The organism is Giesbergeria sp. (assembly GCF_028686475.1).
Taxonomy (GTDB): domain Bacteria; phylum Pseudomonadota; class Gammaproteobacteria; order Burkholderiales; family Burkholderiaceae_C; genus Simplicispira.
Window position 1 is genome coordinate 15,230 of record NZ_JAQUCA010000010.1, and the last position, 23,132, is coordinate 38,361.

Genomic DNA, 23,132 nt, shown 5'->3' on the forward strand with positions numbered 1-23,132 from the left:
TGCCCAGACGCTAAGGCGCGGCGCAAGCTGGTGTGGACCGGGATGGTTGAAAACAACCGAACATCAACCTGCTGCGTGGGACGCAAAAGGCTGGCGTTGCTGCCACCAAACCAACACCTGCTGCACGGCCTGATGGGCGGTGCAGTGGGTGCTGTCGAGTAGCAGTGCATCTGGTGCTGCTTGCAGGGGGGCAACGCTGCGGGATATATCCCGCGCATCGCGCGCTTGCAAATCAGCCACAAGGCTGGACATATTAGCCGAATCGCCCTTGGCAAGCAACTGCTGATAACGCCTATCGGCGCGCGCCTCGGCGCTGGCAGTCAGAAAAACTTTGAGCGGCGCTTGCGGAAAAATGACGGTGCCCATGTCGCGGCCATCGGCCACCAAGCCCGGCAAGCGTCTAAAGCTGTGCTGCAAAGCCACCAAGGCGGCGCGCACCGCAGGCAAACTAGAAACCTGTGAGGCGTTCATACCGGCTTCTTCGGTGCGAATGGCGGCGCTGATGTCTTCGCCCGCCAGCCAAACTTGACCGGCCTCAAAGCGAATATCGAGCTGCTGCGCCAAGGCGGCAATTTCGGCTTCGGCACTGGCATCGAGGGCCAAACCGGCGCGTTGGGCGGCCAAGGCGGTGATGCGGTAGAGCGCCCCAGAATCTAAAAAGGCATAGCCCAGTTGTTGCGCCACGGCAGCGGCCACCGTGCCTTTACCGGAGGCGGTCGGGCCATCCAAGCAAATGACCGGAATGGCCGTCGGGCGCGCTTGTACCACCGAGAACAAGGCTTCAAAATAATCCGGGAAGGTTTTGGCCACGCATTGGGGGTCTTCGATGCGGATGGGCAGGCCCGCCGGGTTCAACGCGGCCAAAGAAAAGCACATCGCTACGCGGTGGTCGTCGTAGGTGTGGATGCTGGCAGTGCGCCAATCGGCTGTCGCCGCTGGAGGCGTGACGCGGATAAAGTCGGCACCTTCTTCTACCGTGGCACCGAGTTTGCGTAGCTCAGTGGCCATTGCGACGATGCGGTCGGTTTCTTTGACGCGCCAACTGGCAATGTTGCGTAGCGTGGAGGTGCCATTGGCGTACAGGGCCATGACGGCCAGCGTCATGGCGGCATCGGGGATGTGGTTGCAATCCAAATCAATCGCTTGCAAGGGCCATTGGCCGCGCTCAATCTGCAACCAATTGGGGCCGCCGCTGATGTTGGCTCCCATTTGCCGGGCGGCTTCGACAAAGCGGATATCACCTTGGATGGAGTCTAGGCCTACGCCCAGTACTTTCACGCCTTCTGTATGGCCTGCGATGGCTCCGGCGGCAATGAAGTAGCTGGCCGAGGAGGCATCGGCCTCAACATGGATGGTGCCCGGTGACTGGTAGCGGCTGCCTGCCGGAATGACAAAGCGTTGCCATTGCTCATGGCGCACCGCAATGCCAAAACGGGCCAACAGTTCTAGCGTGATGTGGATATAGGGTTTGGAGATGAGTTCACCCACCACCTCAATCACCACGTCTTGCGTGGTGGCTACCAAGGGCAAGGCCATCAGCAGCGCGGTTAAAAATTGGCTAGACACATCGCCACGCACCCGAATGGGTTGGGCCAACGATAAAGTCGGTACGCCAGCAGCATGGGCAATCCGCAAGGGCGGATAACCGTCTTGGCCTAAATAATCAATCTGGCAACCCAGTTGGCGCAGGGCATCGACCAAATCACCAATCGGGCGCTCGTGCATCCGGGCGATGCCGCTGAGTTCATATTCGCCACCCAGCAAGGCCAACGCCGCTGTGAGCGGGCGCATGGCGGTGCCTGCATTGCCCAAAAAGAGTTGGGCGGGCGATGAGGCTACGCGCCCACCCAAGCCGGTGATGCGCGCTTGGCTGCCAGTTTCTTGTACGCCACAGCCCAGCGCTTTCAGGGCATCGAGCATCACACGGGTGTCGTCAGAGGCGAGCAGGTCTTCAACCACCGTGGTGCCTTCGCTCAGGGCGGCCAACAGCAAGACGCGGTTAGAGATGCTTTTGGAGCCGGGCAGGCGCACGCTGCCGTCAGCGCTGGCTAAGGGAGGAAGATCGAGAAAAGGAATGGCAAACATGCTAATGGTGGCCCTTGCTGCGTTGTGCGCCCATGCGCCAATGGCTGCGCGTGGCACTGGCCAAGGTGATAAGGTCTTCTAGGCCCTGTCGGTTGCCGGTGCGAATCAATTGTTCTAATTGCGTGAGCGCTTGGCGAAACAATTCAGACTGGGCCAACACATCTTGGCGATTGGCCAGCAAAATATCGCGCCAAATTTTGGAGTCACTGGCGGCAATGCGACTGAAATCACGAAAACCCGGACCAGCCAACGAGAAGAAGTTTTCGGCCTGCGTTTGCCCTGCCAAGCCATTGATAAAGGCAAAGGCCAGTAAATGCGGCAGATGGCTGACGGCGGCAAAAGCCTCATCGTGGGACTCGGGCGACATACTGGTGACGCGGCAACCCAGCGCCTTCCAGACTTCTTCGGCCTGCTTGATTTGCAGCGTCAGGGTGCGCTCAATCGGGGTCAAAATCACTTGGCGCCCGACATACAAATCAGCATCGGAATGCTCTACCCCGGCCACTTCGCGCCCGGTAATGGGGTGCGCGGGCACAAAGGGGCCGACTTTATCGCCCAAGGCACTGCGCGCCGCTTGCACCACATCGGCTTTGGTCGAGCCTACATCCATGATGAGCATATTGGGCGTCACCAGATGCCGAATCGCCTTGAGCGAGGCTTCGGTGGCCGACACCGGCACCGCCAGCAACACAATATCGGCCCCCGCCACCGCCAGCAGGGCCGAGGGGGCCTCTACATCAATCACGCCCATTTGGCGCGCACGGTCGGTGGTAGAGGGTGACTTGCTGTAACCCACTACCCGCTTGACCAGTCCGGCGCGTTTGAGCGCCAGTGCAAACGATCCACCCATCAGGCCGCAGCCGATGAGCCCCAATTGTTCAAACATGCCGTTTCCTTAGGAGGCCACCGGGTAGGTGCCCAGCACCTTGTAAAAAGCGCACAAACCACGCAAAGCCGCCAAAGCAGCGGCTACGTGCGGTTGGCTGGGGTGGCCATCAATGTCGATGTAAAAATAGTATTCCCATTGGCCGGTGCGTGCCGGACGCGACTCAAAGCGCGTCATAGACACGCCATACTGCTTGAGCGGCACCAGCAAATCATGCACCGCCCCCGGCTGGTTGGGCACGGACACAATCAGGCTCGTACAATCTTTGCCCGAGGGGGGCGGGGTTTGCAGGGTGTGCGGCAAGCAAATGATGGCAAACCGGGTGCGGTTGTAGGCATCATCTTGGATGGCATGGGCCACAATGTGCAGGCCAAACTGTTGTGCCGCCCGTTCGCTCGACAGTGCAGCCCAAGCCGGGTTGGTGGCAGCCAAACGTGCGCCTTCGGCATTGCTGGATACCGGGCGGCGCTCGGCGTGCGGCAGGTGTTTAGACAGCCAAGCTTGGCATTGGGCCAAGGCTTGCGGGTGTGCCAGCACGGCCTCAATGCCATCTAAGCTATCGGTTTGGCGCAGCAGGTTGTGCCGAATCAGCAAACTGACTTCGCCCACCACATGGCAGGGGGTGTGCAAAAACATATCCAAAGAGCGCGTGACTACGCCTTCGGTAGAGTTTTCTACGCCCACCACACCATATTGAGCGCTGCCCGCCGCCGTAGCGTGGAACACCTCGTCAAAGTTGGCGCAGTACATCAGGTCGGCAGCGCCGCCAAAGTATTCGACGGCAGCCTGTTCGCAGAAGGTGCCTTCTGGCCCCAACACGGCGACACGCTGGGGCGCTTCTAAGGCCAAGCAGGCCGACATGATTTCGCGCCAAATGGCTGCAACATGCGCGCTTTTGAGTGGGCCGGGGTTGGCGGTGGTGATTTTGTCAATCACTTGGGCCACGCGGTCAGGGCGGAAAAATGGCGTGCCTTCGCGTTTTTTGACTTCGCCCACCTGCTCGGCCACCAGCGCGCGCTGGTTGAGCAAGCTGAGCAATTGCCGGTCAAGGCTGTCAATTTTTACCCGCAAATCGGCCAAATCAGGCGAAGCCTGCACGGTGGGGGTGGCGGAGGATGGGGCGGTCATGCAGATTGGCGTTCAAATTCTTGCAGATAGGCCACCAGCGCTTGTACGCCCTCTAGTGGCATGGCGTTGTACAGGCTGGCGCGCATCCCATCGACCGATTTATGGCCTTTGAGCTGCAACAGGCCGCGCGCTCTGGCTCCGGCCAAGAAGGCATCATTGCGGCTTTCGTCTTGCAAAAAGAACGGAATGTTCATGCGCGAGCGGCAATGCGGGGCCACCTTGTTGACATAAAGCTGGGATTGGTCAATCGCGTCATAGAGCAATTGGGCCTTGGCAATGTTGCGCTGCTCCATCGCGGCCACGCCAGTGAGGGTCCCCTCGCGTTGGCGCTTGAGCCACTGGAACATCAATCCGGCCACGTAAATGCTCCAAGTGGGCGGGGTGTTGTACATGGATTGGTGGTCGGCCACAATTTGGTAATTGAACGCACTTGGGCAACTGGCCAGCGCTTGGCCGAGCAGGTCTTCGCGCACTACCACCACCGTCAGGCCAGCTGGCCCCAAATTCTTTTGCGCCCCAGCAAAAGCCAAGCCCACCCGCGACCAGTCCACCGGGCGCGAGGCGACATGCGAAGAAAAATCCACCACCAGCGTTGCATCACTGCCCAAGGCCTTCAAATTGGGCAATTCTTGAAACTCTACCCCGTGGATGGTTTCGTTGCTGCACAGGTGCAAATAGCTGGCCCCTCGGCTCAGTTGCCAAGTGGCGGGGTCGGGGATGGTGGTGAACTCGCTCTCTTTGCCCGAGGCGGCCAAATTGACTTCAGCCGCGTAGCGTTCGGCCTCGTGGTGCGATTTTTGGCTCCAAGCCCCCGTCACGACAAAATCAACCGTGCCACCATGCGATAGATTGAGTGGCACGATGGCGTTTTGCGCCAAGCCCCCGCCCTGCATGAACAGAATTTCAAAATCTATCGGAATGCCCATCAACTCGCGGAAATCTTCCTCGGCCTGTTCGTAGATGGAAATGAACTCTTTGCCCCGGTGGCTCATTTCCATCACACCCATGCCGCTGCCTTGCCAATCGAGCATTTCGGCGGCGGCTTGTTCTAGTACCTCAACCGGCATGGTGGCCGGGCCAGCAGAGAAGTTATAAGGGCGTTGTTTCATCATCAAAATTCCAAAAAAGGGGCGAAAGGGCCAAAGTCTTCACTGCCAAGCTGACAACCAGCCTTCAATCGGTAGCCACAGTGGCAGTTGTAGTGACAGAATCAGGGTCTTCCCCTACCTCATCGGCTCCGACAGGGTTGGCATCGTTTTCTACAATGCGCTGCAAACCGGTCAGTTTGGCCGCATCATCCAAAGCAATCAGCGTCACGCCTTGGGTGGCACGGCCTAGCTCGCGGATTTCGGCCACACGGGTACGCACCAGCACGCCGGTATCGGTAATCAGCATGATTTCGTCATCGGGGCGCACCAGTGTCGCAGCGACGACCTTGCCATTGCGTGCCGATTGTTGGATGGCAATCATGCCCTTGGTGCCGCGTCCGTGGCGCGTGTACTCGGCAATGCTGGTGCGCTTGCCGTAGCCGTTTTCGGTGGCAGTGAGTACCGATTGGCTTTCATCTTCGGCCACCAGCATGGCAATCACGCTTTGGCCGTCTTCCAAGTTCATGCCGCGCACGCCACGGGTATCGCGGCCCAAGACGCGCACATCATCCTCATCAAAGCGCACCGCCTTGCCACCGTCCGAGAACAGCATCACATCGTGTTGGCCATCGGTCACAGCGGCGCCAATCAGTTGGTCACCTTCGTCCAGTTTGATAGCAATGATGCCGCTCTTGCGTGGGTTGCTAAATTCTTGCAATGCCGTTTTCTTGACAGTACCCGCAGCAGTGGCCATAAACACATAGTGGTCGGCGGGGAAGCGGCGCATCTCGCCCGTCAGGGCCAACACCACGTTGATTTTTTCGCCCTCTTGCAGCGGGAACATGTTGACGATAGGCCGCCCGCGCGAGCCACGCGAACCAGCTGGCACTTCCCAGACTTTGAGCCAGTACAAGCGCCCCCGGTTTGAGAAGCACAGGATGTAGTCGTGCGTGTTGGCGATGAACAGCTGGTCAATCCAGTCGTCTTCTTTGGTGGCGGTGGCCAGTTTGCCACGCCCGCCACGCCGTTGCGCCCGGTATTCGGACAGGGGCTGGCTTTTGATGTAGCCCGAGTGGCTGAGCGTGACCACCATGTCGGTGGGCGTAATCAGGTCTTCGGTGGACAGGTCTTGGGCGCTGTGTTCAATCGTGCTGCGGCGCGCGCCCAATTTGCTTTGGCCAAATTCGGCTTGGATGCTTTTGAGTTCATCTCCAATGATGGTCGAGACGCGCGCGGGTGTGGCCAAAATGTGCAGCAAGTCGTCAATGTGCGCCATGACCTCTTTGTATTCGGCCACAATTTTGTCTTGCTCCAGCCCGGTCAGGCGTTGCAGGCGCATCTGCAAAATTTCTTGGGTTTGCGTCTCGGACAGACGGTAGAGCGCATCGGGCTGCATCCCAAAATCGGCCTCTAGGCCCTCGGGGCGGTAATCTGCGGCCTGCACTAGCGCGCCATCGGTGCGCGTGCGCGTCAACATGCCACGCACCAAGGCGCTGTCCCAAGTGCGCGCCATCAGGGCAGCCTTGGCCACCGGCGGCGTGGGAGCGTTGCGGATGATGGCGATAAACTCGTCCACATTGGCCAGCGCCACCGCCAGCCCCTCTAGCACATGGCCGCGTTCGCGTGCTTTACGCAGTTCAAACACGGTGCGCCGCGTCACCACTTCGCGCCGATGTTGCAAGAATACGCTGATTAAATCTTTGAGGTTGCACAAGCGTGGTTGCCCATTGATGAGCGCTACCATGTTCATGCCAAAGGTGTCTTGCAACTGGGTTTGCTTGTACAGGTTATTGAGCACCACCTCGGGCACTTCGCCACGTTTTAGCTCAATCACCAAGCGCATCCCGGATTTGTCGGATTCGTCTTGGATGTGGCTGATGCCCTCGATTTTTTTCTCGTGGACTAGCTCGGCCATGCGCTCTTGCAGCGTTTTTTTGTTGACTTGGTAGGGCAGCTCATCGACCACGATGGCTTGGCGCTGACCACGGTCAATGTCTTCAAAATGGCATTTGGCGCGCATGACGATGCGGCCCCGACCGGTGCGGTAGCCATCTTTCACGCCATTGATGCCGTAGATGATGCCCGCCGTAGGAAAATCGGGTGCGGGGATGATTTCCATCAGCTCGTCTATCGAGGCTTGTGGGTGCGCCAGCAGGTGCAGGCAGCCGTCCACCACCTCATTGAGGTTGTGCGGCGGAATGTTGGTGGCCATGCCCACGGCAATACCCGACGAGCCATTGACCAGCAAATTGGGCAACTTGCTTGGTAGCACCAGCGGTTCTTGCTCGCTGCCGTCGTAGTTGGGGCCAAAATCGACCGTTTCTTTATCAATATCGCCCAGCATTTCGTGGGCAATTTTGGACAGGCGGATTTCGGTGTAACGCATGGCTGCTGCGCTGTCACCATCGACCGAACCGAAGTTACCTTGGCCATCGACCAGCATGTGGCGCAAAGAGAAATCTTGCGCCATCCGCACGATGGTGTCATAGACCGCACTATCGCCGTGCGGGTGGTACTTACCAATCACATCCCCGACAATACGGGCCGACTTTTTGTAAGGGCGGTTCCAATCGTTGTTGAGTTCGTGCATGGCAAACAGCACGCGCCGGTGTACGGGCTTGAGCCCATCGCGTGCGTCCGGCAAGGCACGTCCCACAATCACGCTCATGGCGTAATCGAGATAACTGCGCCGCATCTCTTCTTCTAGGCTGATGGGCAGGGTTTCTTTGGCAAACTGGGTCATGACAGGGACAAGGACAGCAATGGACACCCATTTTAGGCCCAAGCCTTGTAGCAACTGCACAACACATGCGTTCAAATGCAGGCCCATACAGCCTTCACGGACCCGCTGGGGCTATTCTGTCCGGTTGCGTATGGCACAATCAAAATAACGTTTTTGGTGGTGGTCACCGACGACGTCATTGATACGCAGCGCGGCTGCGGCTTTTTCCCCAAGAGGAGAACCCATGAAAAAATTGAACAAAGTGGCGATGTTGTTTGCCTCCGCAGTGCTTGCAACCGCCGCTGGCGCACAAACCATCGACAACTGGAAAGACGGCTCCGGCGAGCTGGTCTGGAAGAACGGTACCAATGAACTGTGCTGGCGCGATGCCAACTGGACACCTGCGACCGCTGCCGCTAACTGCGATGGTGCTTTAGCTGCTCCAGTGTCGGCTCCCCCTCCTGTGGCTACCCGTGCGGCTGAACCCATCGCTGCAACCCCTGCTGCCCAACCAGCAGCACCTGTGGCCAGCAAAGTGACCTATGCTGCTGATGCCTTCTTTGACTTTGACAAGGCGGTTCTCAAGCCCGCTGGCAAAGCCAAGCTGGACGATGTAATTGCCAAGGTCAAGGGCTTGAACTTGGAAGTCATCATTGCCGTGGGTCACACCGATTCCGTCGGCTCCGATGCTTACAACCAAAAGCTGTCGATGCGCCGCTCCGAAGCCGTCAAGGCTTACTTGGTGTCTAAGGGCATCGAAAAGAACCGCGTCTATACCGAAGGCAAGGGCGAAAAACAACCCGTGGCCGACAACAAGACCAAAGATGGTCGCGCCAAGAACCGTCGCGTAGAAATCGAAGTGGTGGGTACCCGTACCGCTGCCCAGTAATCTTTACGGATTGCTACCAAAAAGCCCCGGCGACGGGGCTTTTTTTATGCACGATAGCATCGTGCAGTCGCACTTTGCTAGAAAATCAAGCCATGCACCATACCGACAATGTTGATCTGGCCGAATTGGCCAAGTTTTCTGATCTGGCCCACCGCTGGTGGGATCCAGAAAGCGAGTTTCGTCCACTGCACCAAATCAATCCCTTGCGTTTGGATTGGATTAACAATCTGGTGCCGCTACGCGCTAAGCGGGTGTTGGACGTAGGCTGTGGCGGTGGCATTTTGGCCGAGGCAATGGCCCACCAAGGGGCCGACGTGCTGGGCATTGATTTGGCCACCAAATCGCTACGAGTGGCCCAGTTGCACGCTTTAGAAGCCAACGCCGCCAACGTTGAGTACCGCGAAATCAGTGCCGAAGCCTTGGCCCAAGAGCAACCAGAGTCTTTTGATGTGGTCACTTGCATGGAAATGATGGAGCATGTACCAGACCCCTGCTCTATCGTGCGCGCCTGTGCCCAACTGGTCAAACCGGGCGGCTGGGTGTTTTTTTCCACCATCAACCGCAACGCCAAATCTTTTTTATTTGCCATTGTGGGCGCAGAATACGTACTCAACATGTTACCCAAAGGCACGCACGAGTACGCGAAATTTATCCGCCCGAGCGAGTTGGCTGCCCACTGCCGTGCAGCTCAACTAGAGGTGCAGCACAGCCGGGGGCTGCAATACAACCCCTTAACGCGCAGATACTGGCTCAGCCAAGATACCAGCGTGAATTATTTGTTTGCTACCCGCCGCGTAGGCTAAAGCGCTAGAGGGATTCATGTTCCAGCTTATTCGCGCGGTTTTGTTTGATTTAGATGGTACGCTGGTGGACAGCGCCCCGGATTTGGGGGCTGCTGCCGACAAAATGCGTACCGACCGGGGTTTGCCCTCGCTGCCCGCAGAACGCTACCGGCCTATGGCGGGCGCGGGTGCGCGTGGTTTGTTGGCCGAAGCCTTTGGCATCACGCCCGACCACGCAGACTTTCCCACCCTGCGCGAGGAATTTTTTCAGAACTATGCCGCCCGCCTAACGTACCGCACCACGGTGTTTGCGGGTGTGGCCGAGCTGATTGCCCAATTGCAGGCCCAATCACTGCCTTGGGGGGTGGTGACCAACAAAATGGCGCGCTTTACCGAGCCGCTGGTGCAAGCCCTGCCTTTGTTTGCCTCTGCTGCCACCGTGGTCAGTGGCGACACCACGCCCCACGCCAAACCACACCCCGCCCCTTTGCTGTATGCGGCGCAACAGCTGAACGTGCCTGCCAGCGCTTGTCTGTATGTGGGTGACGATGAGCGTGACATCGTGGCGGGCTTGGCCGCTGGCATGACTACCGTAGCTGCGACCTATGGCTACTTGGGCGCACAGACCGATGTGCAACAGTGGGGTGCCCATGCCGTGGTTAATTCTCCACAAGCCCTGTTGCAATACCTGAATCTGGCCTAAAATACAGGCTTAGGGGCTGCCCTGGTTTCGACGTGGGTTCGGAATTGGTGTGGTGCATGTCGAGCTTGATTGGCGCTCGTAAATCTGCATTCAACAAACTAACTGCAAACGACGAACGTTTCGCACTCGCCGCTTAAATCCGGTGAGCCTTGCAACAGCACGCTGATGGGCTGGGCAAGGGGGTCGCAAGACTTCCAGGCTGCAAGGTAATTTACATTAGCTGGTTCTGCATCGGGTACCTTGGTGCAGGATAAGATTTCAGGGTACTAGCATTCTTGGCAGCGTGCAGCTGCGCGGCCTTGGGTGTAAATTTTAAAACAGACTGCTAAACATGTAGATCTGCCCAAAGAAGGCTTGCGGACGCGGGTTCAATTCCCGCCAGCTCCACCACTCAAGGCAACGCCAGACCATGAGAGTCCCTCTAGTCTGGCGTTTTTTTTCGCCCTTAGCTTGTCTGGGCTTGTCCTGAGATTCACACCAGAATCACACCAGAATCACACCGGATTCACACTGCAACCGTGTTTCGGAGCCTTCTTTTGTAAGCAATCGAAACGGCATTGCTGCCGCTGCCGCAACACGCTGGCTAATTGCCTCCCGTTACTGCTTCGTAGCCGGACTCACACCCCAGTCCTCGGGTACGCGCTTCGTCAAACGCTGCTGCCAATTCTCCCGCTGCATCGTCAGCCCGGCTGAACAGGTCGGCAAGCACCACGCTGGCGGTGTCGTCTGGCGCGCACTGTCCGGCAGCGGCGGCAGCTTGGGCGCGATGGCGATGGGCTTCGATGAAGCTGGCGAGGTCACGGCGCAACCCTGTAGCAGCAGTGCGGGCACGAGCAGCATCAGCATGGGCAGCAGCAAGGAGTGTTTTGGTGTCGGTGTCTTGTCGGGTAATGGCATCACGGTAGCGGGCCTCCAGGTTCTTTGTCTGTACCCAAGCGAGTTCTTGCTTGTGTTGCAGCGCTGTAGCTTGGTCTTGGGACTTATGTAATTCGATGGTCTGCAGCCAAACCAGCAGGGCGAGGGCGAGAGACGTAAATGGCCAGAACAGACTCATCACCACACCCTCCACCAGAACCACGGCGTAACCATCATGTAGAGTAGGATCGGATTCATACAGTGCCCTCCTGTAGACACAGCTTGCGCTCTGCTTGGCGACGGTTCTGCAGTCCTTGGACAAACTTGCCCTCGGCGTAGCTCCATGCCGGGCGGCCATCGGGGCCACGGGCAATAGCGTCACAACCAGCCGCAAGTTCGCCTGAATTGATAAGGCGCACAGCACGGGAACCACAAGCCCCTTCTTTGCCCAGGTTGATCGCAAACATGGTCAGGCCCACCAGCCGTGGCGGTGTCAGGTGATCCCAATTCACGCAGCCCAGCACGGCATAGCCGTATTCCAGCAGCGTGATTTTGTTGATCGCTTGACACTGTTCACTGGTCAATTTCGTGCCAACTACAGCATTGGGGTCGGTACGGCCGGCGCAAAATGTGGGTAGGCCACCGGCTAGATGGTCAGCATAGACACGATGGATATTGCCCTCCAAGCGCTCCAATAACATGTAAGCTGACGGGCTAGTAAGGGCGGCCATGAGTACCGCAGGGATAACACCCTTGCGTGTCACCGCCGTGGGGATGCCGGGCATGGACGGCATACGCACGCCTGTCACAGCATCCCCACACTCTTAGCTACAAACATCACAGCCAGCCCAGCAGCGCCATACACAGCAGCTATCACCCACTGGCTTGTTTGGCGTTGCATTGGCTGGTCACGCTCCAAAGAGTCCACGCGGCTTTCTACGGCATCCGTTTTTGCTTCGACTTTCTCGATGCTCTTAAATGCACGGTCAATCGCTTGTGTAGCTTGTGCTTGGCGCTCCTCGATGAGAGCCAGTCGAGTGACGGCAGCAGTGAGTTCGCGCATGGTCGATTTCATATCGCCGATGTTGCTGTGCAGGTTGTCTAGGCGGGCTACCATCTTGTGTAGTAGTGCGTCGCTGGTATGGGGGATCTGGTTAGGTGGCATAAATCGTCCTGTCGATAGAGTCGCCCCAAAATAAATTCGCGGCGCGTTGCGGTCGGTAATGTTTCTGTGGGGCTATGCACCTATTCACTCATGGCACCAGTTTCAAACCCAGCCGGAGGACGTTCTCGTGCGGGGGCTTGCTGTTTCCCACGCGATTCCGTCCCACCGCTTGAGCACGCCGACTACCCACCCGGTAGCGGTATAGGCTTTAACGGTGGCGGCTGGTGGTGTTGTGGGCGGCGGCTCCTCACGGTAGCGCTGCGCTGTGCCCATTTGGTAAGCGGCTTGCAGCCCAGCCGTGCGGCCATTGCCCGCCACGGATCGCAGCTTACCGGGTGCGCCCGTGGCGTACTCGGCCACCGTGGTGCCGTCGGCGTTGTTGGAGGCGATCAGGTCGAGCGCATCCACCACCGCATACTGCGTACTCATGCGCTCACCCTTACCATCGACCACGGTCTCAGGTCGGCCCAGTAGTGCTGTCTGGGGTAAATCGCCAAAGACAATCGGTGCGCCAGATGTCATGTCGCGCGATGGGCCAACTCGCAGGTAGTCCGGGTTGGTTGCAATTTCCTGCATCTGGGCAATGCTGGCTGCACTGGTGCGGTCGCGGTTTTGTAGCACTATAGGGTCAGGTTCGGGCACGGTCGCTAGGGCCAAACCTGCGGGCGGCATATAGGCTCCACTGTCCACCGCCAGCGCTGCGTTCTTGGAGAGCGGCCCAGCAGCGGGGTCGATACCCATCTCTTCAGAAGGTTTGGCGGGTTGGGGCGCGTAGCGGTGTGCTAACTCAGCTTCGCTGCCTAGCGCCACTGACCCATCGGGGAATGTGGTGGGCGTGCCGGCCAGTGGCGAATAGCCCAACTGCGGGGCTGGTGACGGCGGTGCATCAGCCGCTGGCCGCTCGTTGTTGGCTGGCTGTGCGCCGGGGCCGCGCAGGTTGGCCCCGGCCCCCATCACGCCCCCGGCCAGCGCGCCTTCTGTGCCCGCACGCGCCACACCCTCCATCACCGGCTTGCCGTCGGCAAAGTTCTGCCACATCTGTTCTTGCGCAGACTGCGGCAGCTCTTGCAGCACAGCCTCAGACACCATGCCGCCCAGCACCCGGCGTTTGAGCGACAGTGGCACATCCGCCCCAGCGCCCGTGCCGATCTTGGCCATCGCCGTTTCTGCCGTCTCCAGCCCCACCTGGTTGGCCAAGCGGCCAGCACCTACACCGATAAGGCCAGTACCCACACCAGCGCCCAGTGCCGCCACGGCATTCTTCTGCTGGTCTTCGCCTTGGTAGCCTGCCATCTGCTGGCCAGCCGTCACAGCGCCTTCGCCCACACCAGCAGCCACAGGTGCTGCCCACTTCTCGCCCACAGCGCCCGCCACAATGCCCGGCGTTGCTGCCTTCGCCGCTGCGCCCGTTGCCGCATCAGCCGCCACGCCAGCCACACGGCCCGCACCCAGCAGTGCTTTGGAACCCATGCCGCCCACCACCATCGATCGAAGCGCCTCCGCCACCTGATTGGCGGTGTAGGCAGGGTTACTCAGGTAAGCGCCCGCAATGTCGGCGGCGCTGCCATCTTTCCATGCCGCATCCACCGCTTTTTTGCTGTCGTCGTAGCCCTGCGAGAACTTTGTCTCGTCGGCCCACTTGCTAGGCTGAAAGCCCGTGACCTCACCCAGCGCATCGGCAGCTTTGGTGAACGGGCGCGCGCCTGCAGCCAAGGCAAAGGGTAAGTCGGCCAAGCCAGTGACCATGCCGGGCAGGCGCTGCACGCCAGCCTTGAGGGATTTTCCTAGGTCAGAGGCCGTGCCACCTGAAGATGGGGCAGAGGCAGTACCCACCAACGTGCCACCAAATGAATCGCGCTCAACGAGCGTTGCACCAAATTCGTCTTTTTCCATCCATCCAGTGTTTCCACTGCGGGGCTGGGCGGCAAACCCTACAGGGGTGTCCCTTTACTGGCGCTTGTAATCTGTAGCCACCAGACTACAATTGGACGATGTACAGCATTCTTGAAACCGAAGCCTTTGCTGATTGGGTTGATGGCCTGCGAGATATGCCAACCTGCATCCGTCTGCGCCGTCGAATCAATAAGGCCAAGCTGGGTAACTTGGGTGATGTCAAGTCTGTGGGCGATGGTGTCTGGGAAATGCGCGAATTCTTCGGCCCCGGATGGCGCATGTACTACATCCAGCGCGGTGACGTGCTGATCGTGATGCTGGGCGGCGGCGACAAGTCGAGCCAAGAGCGCGACATTGCAGCAGCCAAAGCGATGGCCAAGGAGATCAACCTATGAGCAACATCAAGACCCGGCCATTCGACATGGCCAACTACCTCAACAGCGAAGAGGAAATCGCTGAATACCTTCGCCAAGTTCTGGAAGACAACGATCCAGCCGAGCTGGCCGGAGCGCTGGGCGATATTGCCCGCGCGCGTGGCATGACACAACTTGCCCGCGATACCGGCCTGTCCCGCGAAAGCCTCTACAAAAGCCTCTCTGGGGAGCGTGCACCTAGTTCGGAGACGCTTTTTAAGGTCATCCACGCCATGGGGTTCAAGCTCTCTTTGGAGCCGCTGGCGCACATCTAAAGCCGCCCCTATTTCATACATTTTCGCCCATCGGCTCCAATGTATTCGGCTCCTTTGGGTAACGCATCAAAACTTGATTGTGTTGATACCTTGGGTCGATTCCCTGTAGCCCCACCCTGCCCACCCTGCACATACCGGTTCTCCCCCGTGGTCGGATTCAGGATCAACGCCCCACCTGGCTGCGTATTGCCAAATTCGTCTTTGCCGCCACTCAATGCTAAGGCCTTCCAAGCCTCCGGCTTGTCCTTGCCTGTCAATACGCGCAGGCGTTCAGCAATGGCTGCCTGCTGCTTGGGGTCGGTGGCGTTTAGATAGTCGTTGCGAAGCTGCTCTTGCTGTGCTGCGGCGCGGGTGGCAAAGGATTGGGTCTCTTTCTCTAGGCTGAACTTGTCACGCGCAAGCCCCTGTGCCTGGTCAAAGCGATTGCTCTGTCCCATCTCCATCATTCGCGCCCGAGCTGTGGAGCCAGCTTGTTGCATACCTTCGCGCTGGGTGGCTCCCTGCTCGCGTTGAGCAGCAAGGGCCATCGGGTCATTGCCGGTGCACAGCGCAATATCAGCCTTCACCGCTTCGCTGTATGCCTGAGCTGCTGGCGATTGGCCATTCTTTCCACCAAACGAACTCCATCGCCCCGGCTGATTGGTAATGCTGCTGGCCGATACCTCCAGATTACGCAGTGCATTGGCCGCGCTCCACGAGTTACCAGAGTGAGGTGTGGACGTTGGTACCACCGGCTGAAAACTCGTCCCTTGATCACCTGACCTGTGCGGCGGAGCCACCATCGCTTCAGCGGCAGACATTTTCTTGGTGCTGACCTGTCCGCCGTTACTTGGCGCTTGGCCATTGATGGTGAAGTCACCAGACACGTTCGTTCCGGAATAACTGTTGCCCTCGCGCTTGATGTCGCTGGTGGTTTCCATTGCTATTGCAGCAGGAGATCTGGGCTGCTTGCGCGGCTACTGCAAAAGCATCGAGGGTGAACGCATGCGCCACTGGCATGGCTACAAGCTGCGCGAAATCACGCCATCTGCCCTGCGCGACTGGATCAGCGACATGGACTGCACCAGCAAAGCCATTCGCAACATGCTGATCCCGCTGCGCTCGGTGTTTGAAGATGCGCTCAACGACGGCCTCATTGATGTCAATCCGTTTGATCGCATCGCACTGGCCAAACTGATCCGGCAAACCAGTCGGGCCAGTGACTATGTCATTGCCCCCTTCACCCAGGCTGAACGCGATACCTTGCTGCAAGCTTGTAGGCCCGACGAGCGGCCCCTGTTCCAATTTTGGTTTGACACTGGCCTGCGCCCGGGCGAATTGCAGGCCTTAGAGTGGCGGCATATCGATTGGGACAAGGCCACCGCACGCATTGAGCAAAACCAAGTGGTGGGCGTACTCAAGGCACCCAAGACGGCAGCGGGCATTCGCAGCGTGGATTTATCGACTGAGGCACTGGAGGCCTTATGCACACAAAAATCCATTCACTCGTCAAGCCAAGCACGCATCTGGCTTAACCCGCGTACGCTGAAGCCTTGGACTACTGATGCCCAGCTGCGTAAGACGGCTTGGCTGCCTCTGATGGCGCGTGCGGGCATTGGCTACCGTAACCCGTATCAGATACGGCACACCTATGCGTCCACGTTACTGACGGCAGGTGCCAACCCGTGGTACGTGGCCCAACAGCTAGGGCATGAGGATGTGGAGATGGTTTTCAGAACGTATGGCAAGTTCATCAGTGAGGATTACCAGAAGCCCAAGGCGACCGCGTGGGACACATCTTCCGTTCAGGCGTAAAATCACACCAAATTCACACTAACCTCCGCAAACCCGCATGGGTGCTGGGTGTGGCGCGGGTTCAATTCCCGCCAGCTCCACCACTCAAGGCAACGCCAGACCATGAGAGTCCCTCTAGTCTGGCGTTTTTTTTCGCCCTTAGCTTGTCTGGGCTTGTCCTGAGATTCAACCATGCAACCAGGTACCCACGACTGAGGCTATCAATGCCTCGGTCGTTTTTGGGTTTTATTTTTTGCTCGGCGGCAAATCCGTACAAGACCCGTGCGCCACTTCCGCCGCCATGCCAATGCTTTCGCCCAGCGTGGGGTGTGGGTGGATGGTTTTGCCGATATCCACGGCATCCGCGCCCATTTCAATTGCCAAGGCAATCTCGCCAATCATGTCGCCCGCGTGGGTACCGACTATGCCGCCGCCCAAGATTTTGCCGTGACCGTGGGCCTCGGGTGAATCGTCAAACAGCAGCTTGGTCACGCCTTCGTCGCGGCCATTGGCAATCGCGCGGCCTGAGGCCGTCCAAGGGAACAAGCCCTTTTTCACCTTGATGCCTTGTGCCTTGGCTTGGTCTTCGGTCAGGCCGACCCAAGCCACTTCGGGGTTGGTGTAGGCCACGCTCGGAATCACGCGGGCATTGAAGGCACTGGCGGCCAGCTCCTTGTTGCCTTGCAGTTCTCCGGCGATGACTTCTGCCGCCACATGGGCTTCATGCACGGCTTTGTGCGCCAGCATGGGTTGGCCCACGATGTCACCAATCGCAAAGATGTGCGGCACATTGGTACGCATTTGGATATCGACATCAATAAAACCGCGCTCGGTGACCGCCACCCCGGCTTTATCGGCAGCCAGCTTTTTGCCGTTGGGGGTACGGCCCACGGCTTGCAGCACCAAGTCATAGACACCTTCGGACTTGGTGCCATCCAAGCCTTCAAACTGCACTTTAATGCCTTCGGGTGTGGCTTCTGCGCCGACGGTTTTGGTTTTGAGCAGGATGTTGTCAAAACGCTTGGCATTCATCTTTTGCCAGATTTTGACCAAATCGCGGTCAGCCCCTTGCATCAGGCCGTCCATCATTTCAACTACATCGAGGCGTGCGCCCAAGGTGGAATAGACCGTGCCCATTTCCAAACCAATGATGCCACCGCCGACGATGAGCATCTTTTTGGGCACACCGGCCAAGGCCAGCGCGCCGGTCGAGTCCACCACGCGCGGGTCATTGGGCATGAAGGGCAGGCGCACGGCTTGCGAACCGGCAGCGATGATGGCCTTTTTGAAGGCCACCACTTTTTTACTGCCGGTGGGTTCTTGGCCGCTGCCGCTGGTTTCGCTTACTTCCAAGTGGTGCGAACCGACAAACTGGCCCAGACCGCGCACGATGGTGACTTTACGCATTTTGGCCATTGCGGCCAAGCCGCCGGTCAATTTGGCAATCACCTTTTCTTTGTGGCCGCGCAGTTTGTCGATGTTGACGCTGGGTGCGCCAAAATCCACACCCAAATCGCCCAAGTGGGCTACTTCGTCCATCACGGCGGCGACGTGCAGCAGCGCTTTGGAGGGAATGCAACCCACGTTGAGGCAAACCCCGCCCAGTGTGGCATAGCGTTCTACCAGTACCACCTTCAGGCCCAAGTCGGCCGCACGGAAGGCGGCAGAGTAACCACCGGGGCCACCCCCCAGCACCAGCACATCGCAATCCATATCAGCGCTGCCGGTATAGCTGGCCGCGCCCGGAACCAGTGCCGCTGGGGCCACCGCTGCCGGGACTGGAGCCACTGCTGCCTGTGGTGCGGGAGTGGCCGCTGGGGCAGGCGTAGCAGCAGCCTCGCCGCTGACTTCCAGCGATAAGACCACGCTACCCTCGCTGACCTTGTCGCCCAAAGCCACTTTCAGTTCTTTCACCACGCCCGCGTGGCTGGAGGGAATTTCCATCGAGGCTTTATCGCTCTCGACGGTAATCAGGCTTTGTTCTGCCTTGATGCTGTCGCCGGGCTTGACCAGCAACTCAATCACGGCTACATCGGCAAAATCGCCAATGTCTGGGACTTTAATATCAATCAGTGCCATAGCGTGGCCTCCTTACAGCAGCACGCGACGGAAGTCGCTGAGAATTTGGCCCAGATAGACGTTAAAGCGCGCCGCTGCCGCCCCGTCAATCACGCGATGGTCCCACGTCAAGGACAGGGGCAGCATCAGGCGTGGCACAAACTGTTTGCCGTCCCAGACGGGTTCCATCTGGCTTTTGCAGACACCCAAAATCGCCACTTCGGGGGCGTTGATGATGGGGGTGAAGTAACGCCCACCAATGCCGCCCAAGCTGGAGATGGTGAAGGTGGCCCCGGTCATTTCTGCCGGACTGAGTTTGCCATCGCGCGCTTTTTTGGCCAATTCGCCCATTTCTTGGCTGATTTGGAAGATGCCTTTTTTGTCGGCATCTTTAATCACCGGCACCATTAGGCCGTTGGGCGTGTCAGCGGCAAAACCGATGTGGTAATACTGCTTATAGACCAGTGCATCGCCATCCAAGCTGCTGTTGAACTCGGGGAATTTCTTCAGCGCGGCCACGCAAGCCTTGATGAGGAAGGCCAGCATGGTGACTTTGATGCCGGATTTGTCGTTCTCTTTGTTGGTCGAGACGCGGAAGGCTTCCAAATCGGTGATGTCGGCATCGTCATGGTTGGTGACCGCCGGAATCATAATGGCATTACGCAGCAGATTCGCACCGCTGATTTTCTTGATGCGGCTGAGTTCTTTGCGCTCAATCGGGCCAAACTTGGCAAAATCCACCTTGGGCCAAGGAATCAGGCCCAACTCGGAACCGCCACCGCCAGCCGTTGCAGCTGGGGCTTTGGCCGCTTGGGCCAAGGTCTGGATGGCCCCCGCCATGACGGACTTGGTAAAGCCTTGGATGTCGGCTTGGGTAATGCGACCTTTGGGGCCAGAGCCTTTCACTTCGGCCAGTGGCACGCCCAGCTCGCGGGCAAATTTACGCACCGAGGGCGAGGCATGGGGCAAGCCCAGCGCTGGGGTGGCGCTGGGGTTATGGGCTGCTGCGCTGGTGGTGGTTGCCGTTGCTATCGGTGCTGGTGCTGCCACCGCTGGGGCTGCTGCCGCAGCAGCAACAGGGGCCACAGCACCGGCTGCACCTTCCAAAATGGCCAACAGGTCGCCAATATTGACCTTGTCGCCCACTTTGACCTTCAACTCTTTGAGTACGCCAGCGTGGGAGGACGGAATCTCCATCGAGGCTTTGTCTGACTCTACGGTAATCAGGCTTTGCTCTAGCTTGATGTTGTCGCCCGGCTTAACGAACACCTCAATCACCGCCACGTCTTTGAAGTCGCCAATGTCGGGCACGCGCACTTCGACTGGGCCAGCCGCTACGGCCAGCGCAGGGGCCGCCGCCGCTGCTGGGGCAGCGACTGGGGCCGGTGCAGCGGCTACCGGGGCCGCCGCAGGTACAGCAGCTTCGCCAGCGGTTTCTAGCACCAGCACCACGCTGCCTTCTGCAACCTTGTCGCCCAAAGCTACTTTGAGTTCTTTGACCACGCCAGCGTGAGAGGAGGGAATCTCCATCGAGGCTTTATCCGACTCCACGGTAATCAAGGACTGTTCGGCCTGAATGCTGTCGCCGGGTTTGACCAGCAGTTCAATCACTGCCACTTCACTGAAATCCCCAATATCGGGGACTTTGATTTCTACCAATGCCATGTTTGTCTCCGGTAAGGGTTATGCGTACAGTGGGTTGACCTTGTCGGCGTTGATGCCGTACTTGGCAATGGCTTGGGCGATGCGCTCGCGGGGCAGCTCGCCTTGTTCGGCCAAGGCGGTCAGGGCCGCTACGACGATGTAATGGCGGTTGATTTCAAAATGCTCGCGCAGTTTGCTACGGAAGTCAGAGCGGCCAAAGCCATCGGTGCCCAATACTTTGTAGCTGCGGCCCGCTGGAATGAACGAACGAATTTGCTCGGCGTAGGCTTTGATGTAGTCGGTGGAGGCGACGACCGGCCCGGTGCTGGTGTTGAGCTGTTGCGCCACAAACGGCACACGCGGTGTCTCTAGCGGGTGCAACAGGTTGAAGCGCTCGGCATCTTGGCCGTCGCGGGCCAACTCGTTGAACGATGGGCAGCTCCAGACATCGGCTTGCACGCCCCAATCCACCGCCAGCAACTCTTGCGCCGCGAACGATTCGCGCAGAATGGTGCCCGAACCGAGCAATTGCACCCGTGGGCCGACCACACCAGTTGCCCCCGGTTTGCACAGGTACATGCCTTTGATGATTTGCTCTTCGGTGCCAGCGGTCAGGCCGGGCATGGCGTAGTTTTCGTTGAGCAGCGTCAGGTAGTAGAAGACGTTTTCTTGGCGTTCGACCATGCGCTTGAGGCCGTGGTGCAAGATTACGCCTACTTCGTGTGCGAAGGTCGGGTCGTAGCTGACGCAGTTGGGGATGGTGTTGGCCAAAATTTGGCTGTGGCCGTCTTCGTGCTGCAAGCCTTCGCCGTTGAGCGTGGTGCGGCCCGAGGTGCCACCCAGCAAGAAGCCGCGCGCCTGCACATCGCCTGCGGCCCAAGCCAAGTCGCCAATGCGCTGGAAGCCAAACATGGAGTAATAGACATAAAACGGCACCATGATGCGGTTGCTGGTGCTGTACGACGTGGCGGCGGCAATCCAGCTGCTCATGCCACCGGCTTCGTTAATGCCTTCTTGCAGGATTTGGCCAGCCTTGTCTTCTTTGTAATACATCACTTGGTCACGATCGACCGGGGTGTATTGCTGGCCCTTGGGGTTGTAAATGCCAATTTGGCGGAACAAGCCTTCCATGCCAAAGGTGCGCGCCTCGTCCACCAAAATCGGCACCACACGCGGCCCCAAGGCCTGGTCGCGCAGCAGTTGCGTCAAAAAGCGCACATAGGCTTGGGTGGTCGAGATTTCGCGGCCTTCGGCGGTGGGCTCTAGCACCGCTTTGAAGGTCTCTAGCGCGGGCACGGTAAAGCTCTCTTCGGCTTTTTGGCGGCGCTGGGGCAGGTAACCGCCCAGGGCTTTGCGGCGCTGGTGCAGGTACTGCATTTCGGGGGTGTCATCCGCTGGTTTGTAGAACGGGATGTTGGCCAGTTCGCTGTCGGGCACCGGAATATTAAAGCGGTCGCGGATGTATTTGATGTCTTCGTCGGTCAGCTTTTTGGTTTGGTGGACGGTGTTCTTGGCTTCGCCCGCCTTGCCCATGCCATAGCCCTTGACGGTTTTAATCAGCAGCACCGTGGGTTGGCCTTGGTGTTTCACGGCGCGGTCAAAAGCGGCAAATACTTTTTGCGGGTCGTGGCCGCCACGGCGCAGGTTCCAGATGTCGTCGTCGCTCATGTGGGCCACCATCTCGAGCGTGCGCGGGTCACGGCCAAAGAAATTTTTACGCACATAGGCACCGTCAAACGCTTTGAAGCTTTGGTAGTCCCCATCGACGGTGTCCATCATCAGTTTACGCAATGCGCCGTCTTTGTCGCGTGCCAGCAGGGCATCCCACTCGCTGCCCCATAGCAGCTTAATCACGTTCCAGCCCGCACCACGGAACTCGCCTTCCAACTCTTGCACGATTTTGCCGTTGCCGCGCACCGGGCCATCGAGGCGTTGCAGGTTGCAGTTGATGACGAAAATCAGGTTGTCCAAACCTTCACGGGCGGCCAAACCAATCGCACCCAAGCTTTCGGGTTCGTCCATCTCGCCATCGCCGCAGAACACCCAGACTTTGCGGTTTTCGGTGTTGGCAATGCCACGCGCGTGCAGGTACTTGAGGAAACGGGCTTGGTAAATCGCCATCAGTGGCCCCAAGCCCATAGAGACGGTCGGGAATTGCCAGAAACCGGGCATCAGCTTGGGGTGCGGGTAGCTGGACAGGCCCTTGCCATCGACTTCTTGGCGGAAGTTGAGCAGTTGTTCTTCCGTCAGGCGGCCTTCAAGGTAAGCACGGGCATAAATGCCGGGCGAGACATGGCCTTGGAAATAAATGCAGTCGCCGCCGTGGTTTTCGCTTTCGGCTTGCCAAAAGTGGTTAAAGCCGGTGCCAAACATGGTAGCCAAGGAGGCAAACGAGCCGATATGGCCGCCCAAATCGCCGCCATCAGCGGGGTTGTGCCGGTTGGCCTTGACCACCATCGCCATCGCATTCCAACGCATGTAGGCGCGCAGACGTTCTTCAATCTCGATATTGCCGGGGCAGTGGGCTTCTTGGTTCGGCTCAATCGTGTTGACGTAGCCGGTGTTGGCTGAAAACGGCAGGTCAATGCTGTTTTGCCGGGCTTCTTCGAGCAGCTGCTCAATCAAGAAGTGCGCGCGCTGCGGTCCCTCTTTGGCGATAACGGCACTCAGGGCATCGAGCCATTCGCGCGTTTCTTGGCTGTCAATGTCGGGGCCGTGCTGGGGAGCTTGGGGTTCGGTTGGTGCTGACATGGTTTGTCTCCTATCGGTAAAC

Annotated in this window: 19 protein-coding genes and 1 other RNA gene; 7 read left to right on the top strand and 13 right to left on the bottom strand. The window is 58.7% G+C overall.

The features are described from left to right. Nucleotides 1–63 precede the first annotated feature (63 nt). From PHX60_RS08680 to gyrA, 5 genes are all read right to left on the bottom strand, one after another. Nucleotides 64–2,085: a bifunctional 3-phosphoshikimate 1-carboxyvinyltransferase/cytidylate kinase gene (locus tag PHX60_RS08680; protein ID WP_300076791.1), complete on the bottom strand. Its 2,022-nt coding sequence runs from the start codon at nucleotides 2,083–2,085 to the stop codon at nucleotides 64–66. A gap of 1 nt (nucleotide 2,086) precedes the next feature. Beyond that, entirely contained in the window at nucleotides 2,087–2,971 is an 885-nt protein-coding gene (locus PHX60_RS08685) for a prephenate dehydrogenase/arogenate dehydrogenase family protein (RefSeq protein WP_300076793.1), read from the bottom strand. Nucleotides 2,972–2,980: 9 nt separating this feature from the next. Next, on the bottom strand, nucleotides 2,981–4,099 hold the full coding sequence (pheA, locus tag PHX60_RS08690) for a prephenate dehydratase (RefSeq protein WP_300076795.1): 1,119 nt from the start codon (nucleotides 4,097–4,099) through the stop codon (nucleotides 2,981–2,983). Further along, entirely contained in the window at nucleotides 4,096–5,211 is a 1,116-nt protein-coding gene (gene serC, locus PHX60_RS08695; protein WP_300076797.1) for a 3-phosphoserine/phosphohydroxythreonine transaminase, read from the bottom strand. Before serC ends, pheA begins: the two co-directional genes overlap by 4 nt. 61 nt (nucleotides 5,212–5,272) lie before the next feature. Continuing rightward, nucleotides 5,273–7,930 (bottom strand): DNA gyrase subunit A, encoded by a 2,658-nt coding sequence (gene gyrA, locus PHX60_RS08700; protein ID WP_300076799.1) that lies wholly within the window; start codon nucleotides 7,928–7,930, stop codon nucleotides 5,273–5,275. A gap of 223 nt (nucleotides 7,931–8,153) precedes the next feature. Here gyrA and ompA point away from each other — a divergent pair, with 223 nt between their 5' ends. The 4 genes from ompA to ssrA all read left to right on the top strand — a co-directional run bounded on the left by ompA (nucleotide 8,154) and on the right by ssrA (nucleotide 10,673). Continuing rightward, nucleotides 8,154–8,798, top strand: a complete 645-nt coding sequence (gene ompA / locus PHX60_RS08705; RefSeq protein ID WP_300076801.1) for an outer membrane protein OmpA — start codon at nucleotides 8,154–8,156, stop codon at nucleotides 8,796–8,798. Between the two features lie 92 nt (nucleotides 8,799–8,890). Beyond that, nucleotides 8,891–9,601 (top strand): bifunctional 2-polyprenyl-6-hydroxyphenol methylase/3-demethylubiquinol 3-O-methyltransferase UbiG, encoded by a 711-nt coding sequence (ubiG, locus tag PHX60_RS08710; RefSeq protein WP_300076803.1) that lies wholly within the window; start codon nucleotides 8,891–8,893, stop codon nucleotides 9,599–9,601. A 16-nt stretch (nucleotides 9,602–9,617) separates the two neighbouring features. Further along, nucleotides 9,618–10,283 carry an HAD-IA family hydrolase gene (locus PHX60_RS08715; RefSeq protein ID WP_300076805.1) on the top strand — a complete coding sequence of 222 codons (666 nt, stop codon included), beginning with the start codon at nucleotides 9,618–9,620 and terminating at the stop codon, nucleotides 10,281–10,283. A gap of 12 nt (nucleotides 10,284–10,295) precedes the next feature. Further along, nucleotides 10,296–10,673: a transfer-messenger RNA gene (ssrA, locus tag PHX60_RS08720) on the top strand. 193 nt (nucleotides 10,674–10,866) lie between these two features. Here ssrA and PHX60_RS08725 read toward each other — a convergent pair. From PHX60_RS08725 to PHX60_RS08740, 4 genes are all read right to left on the bottom strand, one after another. Next, the gene (locus PHX60_RS08725) at nucleotides 10,867–11,337 is read right to left on the bottom strand and encodes a DUF2514 family protein (protein ID WP_300076807.1); all 471 of its coding nucleotides are present in this window, start codon (nucleotides 11,335–11,337) and stop codon (nucleotides 10,867–10,869) included. Between the two features lie 55 nt (nucleotides 11,338–11,392). Further along, nucleotides 11,393–11,869: a glycoside hydrolase family protein gene (locus tag PHX60_RS08730; RefSeq protein ID WP_300076809.1), complete on the bottom strand. Its 477-nt coding sequence runs from the start codon at nucleotides 11,867–11,869 to the stop codon at nucleotides 11,393–11,395. Nucleotides 11,870–11,943: 74 nt separating this feature from the next. Then, nucleotides 11,944–12,303 (bottom strand): hypothetical protein, encoded by a 360-nt coding sequence (locus tag PHX60_RS08735; RefSeq protein ID WP_300076811.1) that lies wholly within the window; start codon nucleotides 12,301–12,303, stop codon nucleotides 11,944–11,946. Between the two features lie 102 nt (nucleotides 12,304–12,405). Next, nucleotides 12,406–14,196: a hypothetical protein gene (locus PHX60_RS08740; RefSeq protein WP_300076813.1), complete on the bottom strand. Its 1,791-nt coding sequence runs from the start codon at nucleotides 14,194–14,196 to the stop codon at nucleotides 12,406–12,408. A 98-nt stretch (nucleotides 14,197–14,294) separates the two neighbouring features. Between PHX60_RS08740 and PHX60_RS08745 the strand changes: the two genes are divergently transcribed. Together PHX60_RS08745 and PHX60_RS08750 are read left to right on the top strand one after the other, a co-directional pair. Next, nucleotides 14,295–14,591, top strand: a complete 297-nt coding sequence (locus PHX60_RS08745) for a type II toxin-antitoxin system RelE/ParE family toxin (RefSeq protein WP_300076815.1) — start codon at nucleotides 14,295–14,297, stop codon at nucleotides 14,589–14,591. Then, on the top strand, nucleotides 14,588–14,884 hold the full coding sequence (locus PHX60_RS08750; RefSeq protein ID WP_300076817.1) for an addiction module antidote protein: 297 nt from the start codon (nucleotides 14,588–14,590) through the stop codon (nucleotides 14,882–14,884). The genes PHX60_RS08745 and PHX60_RS08750 overlap by 4 nt, the downstream gene beginning before the upstream one ends. A gap of 8 nt (nucleotides 14,885–14,892) precedes the next feature. On the opposite strand, the gene PHX60_RS08755 is transcribed toward PHX60_RS08750, so the two are convergent. Beyond that, the gene (locus PHX60_RS08755; protein WP_300076819.1) at nucleotides 14,893–15,804 is read right to left on the bottom strand and encodes a hypothetical protein; all 912 of its coding nucleotides are present in this window, start codon (nucleotides 15,802–15,804) and stop codon (nucleotides 14,893–14,895) included. 64 nt (nucleotides 15,805–15,868) lie between these two features. Here PHX60_RS08755 and PHX60_RS08760 point away from each other — a divergent pair, with 64 nt between their 5' ends. After that, nucleotides 15,869–16,678 carry a site-specific integrase gene (locus PHX60_RS08760; protein WP_300076821.1) on the top strand — a complete coding sequence of 270 codons (810 nt, stop codon included), beginning with the start codon at nucleotides 15,869–15,871 and terminating at the stop codon, nucleotides 16,676–16,678. A 225-nt stretch (nucleotides 16,679–16,903) separates the two neighbouring features. Here the strand turns inward: PHX60_RS08760 and lpdA are convergent, their stop codons facing one another. From lpdA to aceE, 3 genes are read right to left on the bottom strand one after another with little or no spacing between them, the layout of a single operon-like run. Further along, nucleotides 16,904–18,736, bottom strand: a complete 1,833-nt coding sequence (gene lpdA / locus PHX60_RS08765) for a dihydrolipoyl dehydrogenase (RefSeq protein WP_300076823.1) — start codon at nucleotides 18,734–18,736, stop codon at nucleotides 16,904–16,906. A gap of 12 nt (nucleotides 18,737–18,748) precedes the next feature. Next, nucleotides 18,749–20,380, bottom strand: a complete 1,632-nt coding sequence (gene aceF, locus PHX60_RS08770) for a dihydrolipoyllysine-residue acetyltransferase (RefSeq protein WP_300076824.1) — start codon at nucleotides 20,378–20,380, stop codon at nucleotides 18,749–18,751. A gap of 18 nt (nucleotides 20,381–20,398) precedes the next feature. Then, on the bottom strand, nucleotides 20,399–23,110 hold the full coding sequence (aceE, locus tag PHX60_RS08775) for a pyruvate dehydrogenase (acetyl-transferring), homodimeric type (protein WP_300076826.1): 2,712 nt from the start codon (nucleotides 23,108–23,110) through the stop codon (nucleotides 20,399–20,401). Nucleotides 23,111–23,132 lie beyond the last annotated feature (22 nt).